The organism is Paracoccus sp. IB05, from assembly GCF_016405985.1.
GTDB lineage: Bacteria > Pseudomonadota > Alphaproteobacteria > Rhodobacterales > Rhodobacteraceae > Pseudogemmobacter.
Genome location: NZ_JAEFCF010000025.1, coordinates 39307 through 52326, shown reverse-complemented (window position 1 = coordinate 52326; position 13020 = coordinate 39307). Strand labels below are relative to the sequence as shown.

Here is a 13020-nt window from a genome sequence, read left to right as displayed (position 1 = left end):
CGCAACAAGGCGCAGCACCCGTGCACAGCGCCGACCTGACTGGCACCGACCTGACTGGCACCGATGCGCTGAAAGCCGCGCTGGCCGGCAAGGCTGCAGCCGCGCAGGTCGCTCCCCCGGCCCCTGCCCCGGAGCCGGTGCGCCGTGAGCTGGACGAGGCCGTGCTTGAAATCCTGCGCGAAGAAGCCGAACGCGAGGCCAGCGCCCGCAAGGCCGAAGCGCAGCGCAACACAAATCGCCGGGCCGAGGCCGATACCGGGCTGCAATCGCAGCCTGAGCTGTCGATACCCGCGCCCACGCCGGAAATGACTGCCCAGCAGAAGCGCCTCGCCATGCTGCGCGGCGAAGATCTCGACGAGCCGGATCCCGAACCCGCCCGCCCGACGGCGCGGCGCGATCTCCTGCCCGATGTCGAGGAAATCAATTCCACATTGCAGCCCGACGACAGCCGTTTCGACCCCGAAGCCGAGGTGGATTCGCTGCCGGATCTGACCCGGGGCAGTTTCCGCACCGGCTTCCTTCTGGCCATGCTGGTCCTGGTGATCGCCGCGCTGCTCTATGTTTTTTCCGACCGTATCGTCGCGGCGGTGCCGGCGCTGGAAAGCGCGTTGCAGGCCTATGTGGTCTTTGTCGACAACCTGCGCAACTGGCTCAATTCACTGATGGATGATGCGACCCAGGCCCTGACTGGCGATCCGCAGACAGGCGGCTGAGGCCCGATCCCGCTTCCGCCAAGGCTACCCTGAATAAAACCGCGCCGATGTGTCCGGCGCGGTTTTTCTATTCAGGCTTTTACCGCTCGTGGTCAGAACAGGTCGAGCAGGCGCTTCAGATAGTCGAGTTCGGCATCCGGGCGCCCCGCCTCGCCCGACCGGCGGCGGATCTCGTCCAGCAGCTCCTGCGCGCGCTGATCGGGGTTGTTCTGCACCATATTGCGGTCCGACCCGATCCGGGCCGAATCGCCCGGCTCGCGCCCCAGAGGATCGACCGCATTCGGGTCGACGCGGCGGGCGTCGCGCGGCTCCTGGTTGCCGCCTTCGGCCCCGGGTTCGCGTTCCAGATCCGCCAGCGCATCGCCGAAATCGCGCATGCCCTGACGCAGCCGCTCCATCGCCTCGGCCTGTTTGTCGAGCGCGCCGGCCAGATCGCCCTGACGCAGCGCCTCTTCAGCCTCGCGCATCGCGCGTTCGGCCTCGCCCAGCCGCTCACGCCCCTCTTCGCCCTTTTCCGAGCCATCGCCCGGCAGCTTGCCGTTCTGCATCTCGTTGAGCTTGTCGCGCAAGTCGCGCTGACGATCCGCCAGCTCGCCCGGATCGGTGCCCGGCTGGCCATTCCGGCCGCGCTGCATGTCGCGGTAGGCGTCATCCGAGAGACCCTGCTGGTCTTTCAGCGTCTCGCCAAGGTCTTTCATCGTGCCCTGGCCCTGGCCTTCACCGCCCTGTCCCTGGCCCTGGCCCTGCTGCACCTGGAGGTTCTCCATCAGCTGGCGCAGCTCTTCCATCAGCGCCATCGCCTCGGCGGTCTTGCCCTCTTTCATCAGCCGCTCGATCTCGTCGAGCATCTGTTGCAGCTGGTCCTGGGTGATGGTCTGGCCACCCTGCTGGGCGCCCTCGCCATCCTGGCGGTCGCCATTCTGCTGCGCCTGCTGGCCCAGTTCCTTGAGATACTCGCGCATCGCCTGCTGCATCTCTTTCATCAGCTGGTCGATTTCCTCGGACGAGGCACCATTGCGCATCGCCTCTTCCAGTCGGTCCTGCGCGCGTTGCAGCCGCTCGAAGGCATTGCCCAAATCGCCCTCTTCGAACATGAAGGCGATATCCCAGAGCTCTTTTACCACCTCATCGCGCTGCCCATCCGTCAGCGGCAGCGCCATGGCATCGGCCTGGCGCACCAGCACCCTGAGCCGTTTCGCGGCATTCTGCGAGCGCGCGAGCTCTTCAGGCCGGTTGCCGATGGCTTTCAAAAGCTCCAGCGCGCGCGGCAGGTTTTCGCGGTTCCACAGGATATCGCGCCGCATCTCGATGACCGCATTGGCCATCGGATCGAAAAAGCGCTTGCCGGGCAGCGTCACCTCATAAGGCGCGGCGCTGCCCTCATTCCCGGCGGCATCCAGCGCGGTGAACACCATGCTGACCGGCATATTCGAAAACATATGTTCCGAAAGATCATCGACAAGGGTCTGGGTGATCTCGGCCCGGTTGCCCTTCATCGGCATCGGCAGGTCAAGCGTGACCGGCTCCCAGATCTCCGGATCGGTCTCCAGCCCGTAGCGGCGGGTGACCTTTTCCGGTTGCAGGCTGATGGTGACGCGCCCGGCGGTGACGCCGTAATCGTCGCTGGCCTTGAATTCCTGCTTGAAACGGCCATCCGCCTCGCGGCCCATCTCGCCCGAAACGGCAATGCTGGGTGCGGTGTCGGGCGTGGCGATGACCTGCCAGTCGCGCCCGCCCGGGCCACCAATGGCGAGGCGACCGGACTGGCTGACCACCAGCTCGGTCAGGCCTTTCAGCCCTTCCGGGATCGCGGCGGCGGCCTGATTTTCAGAGCCAGGGCCTTCGGGCGCGGGTGGCGCGACCTGGGCGATGGTCTGCTCGATCTGCGCATCCGCGCTGTCGCCATAGACGCGGATCTGGATACGGCTGCCAACCGGCACCTCGAATTCGCCCGCCGTGATGTCATTGAGGTAAAGCACCGGCTTGCCGGTATAGGCCGGGGGCCTCGCCCAGCCTTCCCAGATCGGGCCGGAGGGAATGGCCTGGGCCGGGCCAGGGCCGATGGCCACCACTTCTGCCGCGCGCCAGAACGATCCGAACAAAGCCGCCATCACCGCCGCCGTCAGCGCGACATAGCGCAAGGACCAGCGGTCGCGTGACGCGAGTTGCAGATCCGGCGGCACCGCGCGGGCCGCACGCGCCTTTTCTGCCATCCGCGCCAGGTGAACCCGCCAGACCGCCGACGATTGCGCATCATCAGCCCCGATCGCCTGGCTGTCCCGCAAGGTCGCAATCGGGCGCCCGGGCAGCGAAGCATCAAGCCGGATCAGCGCCTCATCCGGGGTCGGGCGGCGGAATTTCCGGAAGCCCCAGATCAGCGAGGCCAGCGCCAGAAGGGCCACCAGCCCCAGCCCGATCTGCACCTGCAAGAGTGTTCCGACCTCATGCAGCCCGAAAGCCGCCGCCGAAAACGCCAGCAAAAGCACGGTCCAGAGCGGCCAGAAGGCGCGCGCAAGGCGCTCGGCCCACAGCCCCGCCAGCGTCAGGCGACGCGGCCATTTCAGGGCCTGAAGCGCCGCGATGGTCGCGCTGTCACTGCTCGGGCCGGGCTGTCGCGCTGCCATCCGTTCTCCCTTCGCCGCCAGGGCCTTTCGGCCGCGCGGAGGTTACTGATCCTTCATCCACGCGGGCAGTCTATCGCGTGCGAGGATTTCGTCAAAGGTAGGGCGTTCCCGAATGACAGCGAATTGATGCCCATTGACAAGAACTTCGGGAATCAGCGGGCGGGTATTGTATTCGCTGGCCATCACCGCGCCATAGGCCCCCGCCGACCGGAAGGCGACCAGATCGCCGTCGCTCAGCAGCGGCAGATCGCGCGCTTTCGCGAAAGTGTCGCCGGTCTCGCAGACCGGGCCAACCACGTCGAAGGGTTGCGTCGGATCACCTGGCGCCCCCTCAACCACCGGCACGATATCGTGCCAGGCATCATACATCGACGGGCGCACCAGATCATTCATCGCAGCGTCGAGGATCAGGAAATCCCGCCCCTCGCCGTTTTTCACATAGATGACCTCTGAGACCAGGATGCCGGAATTGCCGGAGATCAGCCGGCCCGGCTCGATCTCGATCTCGCAGCCGAGATGGCCAAGCTTGCGCCGGATCATCTGGCCATATTCGACCGGCAAGGGGGGCGCCTCATTCGAGCGCGTGTAAGGAATGCCCAGCCCGCCTCCCAGGTCGAGCCGGGTGATCTCATGCCCGTCCGCGCGCAGCACTTCGGTCAGTTCGGCCACCTTGTCGAAAGCGGCCTCAAACGGCGCGAGCTCGGTCAGCTGACTGCCGATATGCACGTCGATGCCGACGACCTTCAGGCCCGGAAGCTTCGCAGCCTCGGCATAGACCTCGCGCGCGCGGGCGATGGGGATGCCGAATTTGTTCTCGGATTTGCCGGTTGCGATCTTGGCATGGGTTTTCGCGTCGACATCGGGGTTCACGCGAACGGTGATCGGGGCCAGTTTGCCCAGTTCGGTCGCGATTTCAGAAATCGCCCGCATCTCTGGCTCAGATTCCACGTTGAACTGGCGGATACCGCCTTCCAGCGCGGTGCGGATCTCGTCACGGGTCTTGCCAACGCCAGAAAAAACAATGCGTTCGCCCGGCACGCCAGCGGCTTTCGCACGCAGATATTCCCCTTTCGAGACCACATCCATACCGGCGCCAAGATCGCCCAGCACCTTGAGCACCGCGACATTCGACAGCGATTTGATCGCGAAACACACCAGATGCGGCAGCGGCGACAGCGCCTCGGAAAACAGGCGGAAATGGCGGGTCAGGGTTGCGGTGGAATAGACATAGAACGGCGTTCCGACCTCGGCCGCGATCTCGGGGATCGCCACATCCTCGGCATGAAGAATACCGCCCTGGTAAAGGAAATGATCCATGCCCTGCCCTTTCGCATCCCGCATCCGCGCCTTGCTATAGCAGAGCGCCGCAAGAGCGCAATTCGGCGATGGCCCGGAAGGGGGCGGCTCAGAACCCGGCGCTGAGGCGGATCGGCCCGAATCTTGTACCAACATAGCCGCCGCCGGTACTGGCGCCGACCGTCACCCCTGCCACATTGGCCGAAGCGGAGGGAATGACGGTGCCGGTCCGTGACACATGAAGCCCAAGCGTCGGGTCATAGACCACCTGACCATCTGCCAGCGGGTCGCGTCTGGGCGCGCAACCCGCCAGAATGATGCAAAGGATCAGGCCCGCCCTGATCATTTCAGAAACTATGGCTCGCGCCGAGACTGAGGCTGCCCGAGAAGCTGACCTTTTCGTCAGGATGCTTCGGCTCGCCCGCGACACCGCAGGCGGCCAGCAGGATCGTCAGCGCGAGAGACGCAAAGAGACGCATGGGATACTCCCTTTTCCGGATCGTGGCTCAGGCGAGCTGCGCTTTCCAGCGTGCGATCTGTTCGCGCACCCTGACCGGCGCGGTTCCGCCATAAGAGACGCGCGAATTGACCGAATTTTCCACACCCAGCACGGTGAAGACCTCATCCGTGATGCCGGGGTGAACGGATTGCATCTGGTCAAGGCTCAGATCCGGCAGGTCGATCCCCGCCTTTTCCGCCATGCCGACCAGGGTGCCGGTGACGTGATGCGCCTCGCGGAAGGGCAGGTTCAGTCGCCGCACCAGCCAGTCCGCCAGATCGGTCGCGGTCGAGAAACCGGAGGCCGCCGCGAGCGTGAGGCTGTCGCGGTTCGCCGCCATATCCGAGACCATCCCGGTCATGGCCGCAAGGCCCAGCATAAGGTTGTCAGCCGCGTCAAAGACCTGCTCTTTGTCTTCCTGCATATCCTTGGAATAGGTCAGCGCGAGACCCTTCATGATGGTGAACAATGCCACGGTCGCACCGAGAATACGCCCGAGTTTAGCGCGCAAAAGCTCTGCCGCATCGGGGTTTTTCTTTTGCGGCATGATCGAAGAGCCGGTCGTCCATTTGTCGGAAAGCCGCACGAAACGGAACTGCGCCGAGGACCAGATCACCAGCTCTTCGGCGAAACGCGACAGATGCATCGCGGTGATCGAGGCCACGGACAGGAATTCCAGCGCGAAATCGCGATCGGACACCGAATCAAGGCTGTTCGCGGTCGGACGGTCGAAACCAAGCGCCCCGGCGGTCATATGACGGTCAATCGGAAAGCTGGTCCCGGCCAGGGCAGCGGCGCCCAGCGGGCTTTCATTCATGCGTTTGCGCGCATCTTCAAACCGCGAGCGGTCGCGGGCAAACATCTCGACATAGGCCATCATGTGATGGCCCCAGGTCACCGGCTGCGCGGTTTGCAGATGGGTAAAGCCCGGCATGACCCAGTCGGCCCCCTGCTCCGCCTGGGCGACAAAGGCGCGCATCAGCGCGCTCAGACCGGAAATCGCCGCGTCGCACTGATCGCGCACCCAAAGGCGGAAATCGACCGCAACCTGGTCATTTCTCGACCGCCCGGTATGCAGACGCTTGCCCGCCTCGCCCACGATCTCGGTCAGGCGGCTTTCGATATTAAGGTGAATATCCTCCAGCTCGACCCGGAACGGGAAATTACCGGCCTCGATTTCTGACAAGACGGTGAGGAGGCCTTCCCGGATCACCCCGGCATCGCTATCGGTAAGGATGCCCTGAGCCGCCAACATCGCGGCATGGGCGCGCGAGCCAGCAATGTCCTGGGCATAGAGCCGCTTGTCGAATCCGATCGAGGCGTTGATCGCCTGCATGATCGCATCCGGCCCTTCGGCAAAACGCCCGCCCCACATCTGGTTTGCGGCTTTGGACTGGTCCTCATTAGACATGCGGGGCCTCGGAGAGATGGAGTTGGTGATGCGGCTGTTTCTGGCGGCTCTTTATACCGCGCTGGCGCTTGGTGCAAATGCAGCCCTGGCTGAGGGCGCAACCGGAGATGTGGTCAGCGATGCGGCGGGCCTGCGCGAGGGCGACATGAAGAAGCTCCAGCTGCATGACTCCCCGATCGATCTGCCGGCGGCAGAGCTGGTCACGCTCGACGACACGCCCGCCTCGCTGGAGGATTACCGCGGCAAATGGGTGGTTCTGAATTTCTGGGCCACCTGGTGCGCGCCCTGCCGGGCCGAAATGCCATCGCTGGACCGGCTGCAGCTGGCAATGCCCGATATCGCCGTCGTGCCGGTCGCAACAGGTCGGAACGAACCCGTCGCGATCAGCCGCTTTTACGCCGAAGCCGCGATCACCAGCCTGCCGATCCTGCGCGACCCGAAATCTGCGCTTTCGAGCCGGATGGGGGTGATGGCCCTGCCGGTAACCGTGATCCTGAACCCCGAAGGCCAGGAGGTCGCCCGGCTGATCGGTGATGCGGAATGGGACAGCGTGACTGCGCAATCCGTGCTTTCAGCGCTTATGGCCGGCCACTAGGACGCGGCGACAAAAGAGAGCCCGCATCCGTGCCGCCTGTGTTTCAGGGCCGCCGCAGCCCGGGAGGGGATCAGGGCGTGCAACCTGACACCTGCCGGGCTGCGGCGGCCTGCGTCGAACGGTTCATTGCCATGCGACACCTGCGCGGCCCCGATCGCCCCCCAACTGCGCTGGTCCGGTGCATAAGATCCGGAATCACACCGGGTCCGGGGGGCGCAGTGCCGATGATACCGGGCGCATGAACCTGATCATACGCGTGGCATCGACATGACTGCTCACAGCCGCACAACATGGTCAGGCCCTGCTGCTGAGCAGAGGCAGACAGATTGCCGGCATGACCCGGCCATGACCGTTTTGTGCAACAAAACGGGCCGATTTCCTGAAAGAAATCGGTTGCGCTTACAGATCGAATGTCGCGAAGACCGGGACATGATCCGAGGGTTGCTCCCAGCCCCGCGCCGCGCGCAGGATCTTCGAGCCGTGGCCGGCATTTGAGATATCGGGCGTCGCCCAGATGTGATCCAGACGTCGGCCCTTATCGGCCCCATCCCAGTCCGCGGCACGGTAGCTCCACCAGGAATAGAGTTTGCCTTCGGTGATATCCTGACGGGTGATGTCGACCCAGTTCCCCGCGTCCTGCGCCGCGCCGAGGTGCTCGACCTCAATCGGCGTGTGGCTCACGATCTTCAGGAGCTGCTTATGATTCCAGACATCATCCTCCCGCGGCGCGATATTCAGATCACCGACAAGGATCGCCTTTTCCGGCCGGTCCGCATGGAAGGCATCCCGCATCTCGGTCAGGAAATCGAGCTTCTGGCCAAATTTCACATTCTGCGCCCGGTCGGGAATATCCCCGCCCGCCGGCACATAGAAATTATGGATGGTCACGCCGTTTTCCAGCTTTGCCGCCACGTGCCGCGCATGGCCAAGTGCCGCATAATCGCGATCCCCCGCATCTTCGAGCGGCAGTTTCGACAGGATCGCAACACCGTTATACCCCTTCTGCCCACGCGCCACCAAATAGCGATAGCCAAGCGCCGCGAAGCCTTCGGTCGGGAATTTGTCGATCGGCGTCTTGATCTCCTGCAGGCAAAGCACATCCGGCGCGTCCTCTGACAAAAGCTTTGACACCAGCCCCTCGCGCAGGCGCACGGAATTGATGTTCCAGGTGGCGAGGGTAAAGCTCATCTCTCTCTCCGGCAGTCATGATCCGAAGCGGAGACTAGGCCGATGGCCGCGCAAAAGAAAGCCCGGCACCGCAGATGAGAAACGCGAGATACCGGGCATAAGTCCAACAGGGAGGTTTGGATAATTTAACACCAAACAGACCCGGCACGAAGCATCGGGGAACACTGCCCCGCAGAAACGGCAAGAATTATTGCAGGAACGCAACACCTGCGCCGGGTATTGCTGTGCGCACCGGCCCGGTCGCAAAGCGCGGCAAAAAAAGGCCGGGCGAGAGCCCGGCCAGTCCAACAGGGAGGATGCCGTGTCATAACCCCGACACGACAAGGGGAACTCTCGCATGACACAATGTCACGCTGACATTGCATCACCTGGCCATCATGCGCCGCAATCCATTAAGACGTCGTGAATCAAGCGACATTATGTCGAATTCTAACGACTTTTCACTGGACGGCGAAAACACCACAGCTCAGGCGACCAGCCGATACCCGCCGCTCTCGGTCACCAGCAGCCGCGCATTCGAGGGATCGGGCTCGATCTTCTGCCGCAGCCGGTAGATATGCGTCTCGAGCGTATGGGTCGTGACCCCGGCATTATAGCCCCAGACCTCATGCAACAGCACATCGCGTGCCACCACGCCCGATTGCGCGCGGTAAAGGAATTTCAGGATATTGGTCTCTTTCTCGGTCAGGCGGATCTTCTTGTCCTTCTCATCCACCAAAAGCTTTTGCGCCGGACGGAAGCTATAGGGCCCAAGCTGGAACACCGCGTCTTCCGACTGTTCATGGGTGCGCAGCTGCGCCCGGATCCGCGCCAGCAACACCGGGAATTTGAACGGTTTGGTCACATAATCATTCGCGCCGGAATCAAGGCCCAGAATGGTATCGGCATCAGTATCGTGACCGGTCAGCATCATGATCGGGCATTTCACGCCCGATTTGCGCATCCGGCGGCACAGCTCGCGCCCATCGGTATCGGGCAGCCCGACATCGAGAATCACCAGGTCATAGATCGCGGCCTTGGCCTTCTCCATCCCCTCGGCACCAGTACGGCCCTCGAAGACATCGAAATCCTCGGTCATCACCAATTGTTCAGACAAGGCTTCCCGCAGGTCGTCATCGTCATCCACCAGAAGAATTTTGCGAAGCTGGGCCATGATACGGTCCTTTCGTTTGCTTGGGAAAGAGATGCGCCGCGTTCACATTTCCCGCAAGATTTGCGACAAGGGAGTCACGGCCTCGTGTCGCAGGAGCAGGAAATATTTCAATTCTGTCATCCTGTGCCCAGATAAACGGGGTCAGGAGACGCGATATGACTGCAGCTGCCGGTGGCTTTTCTTCTCTCGGACCCGATATTACCGAGCGCCTTTCGCGCGCGCGCGGCGATTTGCGGATGGGTGTGCCGGTGGTGCTGGCGGGCGAGGGCGAGGCCGCGCTGGCCATCGCCATCGAGCCGCTGGAGTCGCCGCGCCTGAGCGCCTTGCGCAGCTTTGGCGAGCCGGAACTGGCGCTGACCGCCTGGCGGGCCGAGACGCTGAAGGCCTTTGCCTGCGACGGCGACATCGCCCGGATCGCAGTGCCATCGGGCGCCGATACGACCTGGCTCAAGGCCATTGCCGATCCGCAGGATGATCTGCGCGTGCCGCTGAAGGGGCCGGTGCGGGGGCTTTATGGAGGCTCGGGCGCGCTGCACCGGGCGGCGGTCCTGCTGGCAAAATCGGCGCATCTTTTGCCGGCGGCCCTGCTGGTGCGGGTTGAAAACCCGCTGGGGCTGGCCGCTGATCACGGGCTGACCTTCCTTCGGATCGACGAGGCACTGCCAGCCCTGTCGCGGCTGGCACCGCTTGCCGACGTGGTCTCGGCACGGCTGCCGATGGCGCTGGCGGGTGCGGGGCGGCTGCATATCTTCCGCCCCGATGACGGCGGCGACGAGCATTACGCGATCGAGGTCGGCCAGCCCGCGCGCGACCGTCCGGTGCTGGCGCGGCTCCATTCCGCCTGTTTCACCGGAGACGTGCTGGGCTCGCTGAAATGCGATTGCGGCCCGCAGCTTCAGGCTGCACTTGCCCAGATGGGCGACGAGGGGGCGGGCGTCCTGCTTTATCTGAACCAGGAGGGTCGCGGCATTGGCCTCGCGAATAAAATGCGCGCCTATTCGCTGCAGGATCAGGGCTTTGACACGGTCGACGCCAATCACCGGCTGGGGTTTGAAGATGATGAGCGCGATTTCCGCATCGGGGCCGAACTCCTGCGTGGTCTCGGGTTTCGCGAGGTGCGGCTATTGACCAACAATCCGCGCAAAGTGGCGATGCTGGACAGCTGCGGGCTGAAAGTGGTCGAGCGTGTGCCACTGAAGGTCGGAAAAACCCGCGAAAACGCGGCCTATCTGGCCACCAAGGCCGCCAGATCGGGGCATTTGCTGTGATCCACCCGGGACAGACCGCTGAGGACCTTGTGCTGACCCCTACGGGGCTTTTGTTCCGGGGTCGCCGTTTCGCCTGCACCATCGGGCGTGGCGGCATCTCGCGCGAGAAACGCGAGGGCGATGGGGCGACGCCTTTCGGGCTGCATCATATCGTTGGCGGTTTCTACCGCCCCGACCGGCTGGCCCGGGCTGACGTGCCGGCCTGGGCGGAAGCGCTGATCCCGGGCGATCTGTGGTCAGATGACGGCCGCGATCCGGCCTATAATTCCCATGTCCGGGCGCCGCATGGTTTTTCGCATGAGGATCTGCGCCGCTCCGACCCGCAATATGATCTGGTGCTGGTCACGGACTGGAACTGGCCCGATGCGACACCCGGCCGGGGATCTGCGATCTTCCTGCATTCCTGGCGCCGCCCGGGCTGGCCCACTGCCGGCTGCGTGGCCTTTGCACAACCCGATCTTCTGTGGATCGCGCGGCGCATCCGCCCCGGCACAAGGCTGATCGTGCCTTATTTCGCCTAGGCACGATCCCCGAAAATCGCCGAGCCGACCCGGATATGGGTTGCCCCATGCGCGACGGCAAGCTCGAAATCCGAGCTCATCCCCATCGAGAGCCCCCCGACCCCGTTCCGCGCCGCGATCCCGGCCAGCATTTTAAAATGCGGCACCGGGTCTTCGCCATCGGGCGGAATGCACATCAGCCCCACCACCGGCAGATACATCGCGCGGCAGGCCGAGATGAAATCATCGGCCTGGCCCGGCAGGATACCGGCCTTTTGCGGTTCTTCGCCGGTATTGATCTGGATGAAAATATCGGGACTGGCGCCACGCGCATTGGCAAGCGTCGCCAGCCGCTCGGCCAGTGAGGGGCGGTCAACCGAATGGATCGCGTCAAAAAGATCGACCGCGACCTTTGCCTTGTTGCTTTGCAAGGGCCCGATCATATGCAGCTTTACGCCGGGGTATTTTGCCTTCCAGACGGGCCATTTGAAAGCCGCCTCCTGGACGTAATTTTCGCCAAAGACGCGCTGGCCTTCATCCAGCACCGCCTCGACCCGCGGGCCGGGCTGTACTTTCGAGACTGCGATCAGGGTGACAGAGCCCGCTTCGCGGCCCGCGGCCAGTTCGGCGGCGCGCAGCCTTGCGGTGATCCCGGTAAGTGACATTGCCCGCGCCTTTGCTGCCTCAGAACGCGCCCTGATTACAACGGCCGGGCACAGAAGGGAAACGCCAGAAATGAAAAGAGCGGGCAATGCCCGCTCTTTCCAAAGATATTGATCCGTTAAGATCAGAAGTCGAAGCGAACGCCGATGTCAGCAACGGTCTTAGCGCGAGCGTCATTGAAGCGGGCGCCGGTGTTGTCAACGAAGGTCACGTCGCTGCCGAAGCCGCGCTGGATGGAGCCCGAGATACGAGCGCCTTCGCCGAGCGAGTAATCAGCACCGATACCGTAAGCGGTGTCAGCACCGTCTGCGTCCAGGTCCGAAATGTAAGCGCGGAGCGTGGTGGCGCCGAAGGTGTAGTTACCGTACAGGGTGATCTGGTTGTACGAGTCGTTCAGAGCCGGGTTGTCGTAGTTGTAGAAGTTCAGGCCGACATTGCCGTCACCGAAGTTATACGCACCACCGAGGAAGTAGGCGTCATAGTCTTTGTTGCCACCAACGTTGTTGTTGATTGCAGCGGCGACCGAGATCTGGCCGTTCGACCAGTCAGCAGCCAGACCGACTTCTTCGGAAACGCCAGCCGGAAGGGTGTCGACGATCTGGTTCGGGTCAATGTACGAGAAGTACAGATTGATGTCCGAGATGGAGTAGGTCGCAGCAACGCCCTGATAGCCGTTCGGCTGGGTTTTCGAGTTGTATGCGAAGAACGGGCTGTCGTTGTCGTCGCCGAACGAGCTGTCTTCGTAGCCCATTTCCGAATTATAAGTCAGGCCAACCGAATCCCAAGGGGTGTCGACGTTGCCGACCTGAACGGTGAGGCCTTCGTAACCGATGCTGAAACGGGCAGCGTTACCGATGGTTCCAGCGTCGCCATCATCATACTGCATGCGCAGACGAGCGCCGAAGGTCACACCAACATCAGTCTCAGTGGTGGCGTCGATATTCAGACGCAGACGCGACGAGATGATGGTGTCTTCCAGGCCGAGGCCGCGGTCTTCGACATATTGCAGACCGAAACGGCCGTAGCCCGAGATGGTCACGTCTGCTGCGGCTGCCGAAGCGCCAGCAACCAGAGCGGTGGTCGCGATAAGAAGCTTTTTCATCGTATTCC

Annotated in this window: 13 protein-coding genes; 4 read left to right on the top strand and 9 right to left on the bottom strand. The window is 63.2% G+C overall.

Annotated elements, in window-relative coordinates; all coding sequences use genetic code 11:
• The first annotated feature begins 20 nt into the window (after positions 1-20).
• Positions 21-713, top strand: a complete 693-nt coding sequence (locus tag JC607_RS16210; protein ID WP_233092952.1) for a hypothetical protein — start codon at positions 21-23, stop codon at positions 711-713.
• A 92-nt stretch (positions 714-805) separates the two neighbouring features.
• Here JC607_RS16210 and JC607_RS16205 read toward each other — a convergent pair whose 3' ends face one another.
• From JC607_RS16205 to argH, 5 genes are all read right to left on the bottom strand, one after another.
• Positions 806-3337, bottom strand: coding sequence for a DUF4175 domain-containing protein (locus tag JC607_RS16205; RefSeq protein ID WP_198837930.1), 2532 nt, complete (start codon positions 3335-3337; stop codon positions 806-808).
• A 42-nt stretch (positions 3338-3379) separates the two neighbouring features.
• Positions 3380-4654, bottom strand: coding sequence for a diaminopimelate decarboxylase (gene lysA / locus JC607_RS16200; RefSeq protein WP_198837961.1), 1275 nt, complete (start codon positions 4652-4654; stop codon positions 3380-3382).
• 88 nt (positions 4655-4742) lie between these two features.
• Positions 4743-4979 (bottom strand): hypothetical protein, encoded by a 237-nt coding sequence (locus JC607_RS16195; protein ID WP_198837929.1) that lies wholly within the window; start codon positions 4977-4979, stop codon positions 4743-4745.
• A 1-nt stretch (position 4980) separates the two neighbouring features.
• Entirely contained in the window at positions 4981-5112 is a 132-nt protein-coding gene (locus JC607_RS25820; RefSeq protein WP_255532542.1) for a hypothetical protein, read from the bottom strand.
• A 27-nt stretch (positions 5113-5139) separates the two neighbouring features.
• The gene (gene argH, locus JC607_RS16190; protein ID WP_198837928.1) at positions 5140-6543 is read right to left on the bottom strand and encodes an argininosuccinate lyase; all 1404 of its coding nucleotides are present in this window, start codon (positions 6541-6543) and stop codon (positions 5140-5142) included.
• A gap of 25 nt (positions 6544-6568) precedes the next feature.
• On the opposite strand from argH, the gene JC607_RS16185 reads away from it, so the two are divergent.
• Entirely contained in the window at positions 6569-7138 is a 570-nt protein-coding gene (locus JC607_RS16185; RefSeq protein ID WP_198837960.1) for a TlpA disulfide reductase family protein, read from the top strand.
• A gap of 399 nt (positions 7139-7537) precedes the next feature.
• Here JC607_RS16185 and JC607_RS16180 read toward each other — a convergent pair whose 3' ends face one another.
• Positions 7538-8326 (bottom strand): exodeoxyribonuclease III, encoded by a 789-nt coding sequence (locus JC607_RS16180; RefSeq protein ID WP_198837927.1) that lies wholly within the window; start codon positions 8324-8326, stop codon positions 7538-7540.
• Positions 8327-8792: 466 nt separating this feature from the next.
• Positions 8793-9479 carry a response regulator transcription factor gene (locus JC607_RS16175; protein ID WP_092899859.1) on the bottom strand — a complete coding sequence of 229 codons (687 nt, stop codon included), beginning with the start codon at positions 9477-9479 and terminating at the stop codon, positions 8793-8795.
• 155 nt (positions 9480-9634) lie between these two features.
• Here JC607_RS16175 and ribA point away from each other — a divergent pair, with 155 nt between their 5' ends.
• A complete protein-coding gene (gene ribA / locus JC607_RS16170; protein ID WP_198837926.1) occupies positions 9635-10747 on the top strand; it encodes a GTP cyclohydrolase II in 1113 nt (370 codons plus the stop codon).
• A gap of 29 nt (positions 10748-10776) precedes the next feature.
• Complete coding sequence (locus JC607_RS16165) at positions 10777-11268, top strand: L,D-transpeptidase (protein WP_370584834.1); 492 nt, start codon at positions 10777-10779, stop codon at positions 11266-11268.
• On the opposite strand, the gene JC607_RS16160 is transcribed toward JC607_RS16165, so the two are convergent.
• Together JC607_RS16160 and JC607_RS16155 are read right to left on the bottom strand one after the other, a co-directional pair.
• On the bottom strand, positions 11265-11912 hold the full coding sequence (locus tag JC607_RS16160; protein ID WP_198837925.1) for a YggS family pyridoxal phosphate-dependent enzyme: 648 nt from the start codon (positions 11910-11912) through the stop codon (positions 11265-11267). The two genes, JC607_RS16165 and JC607_RS16160, sit on opposite strands and share 4 nt — an antisense overlap.
• Before the next feature lie 122 nt (positions 11913-12034).
• Positions 12035-13012 carry a porin gene (locus JC607_RS16155; protein WP_198837924.1) on the bottom strand — a complete coding sequence of 326 codons (978 nt, stop codon included), beginning with the start codon at positions 13010-13012 and terminating at the stop codon, positions 12035-12037.
• Positions 13013-13020 lie beyond the last annotated feature (8 nt).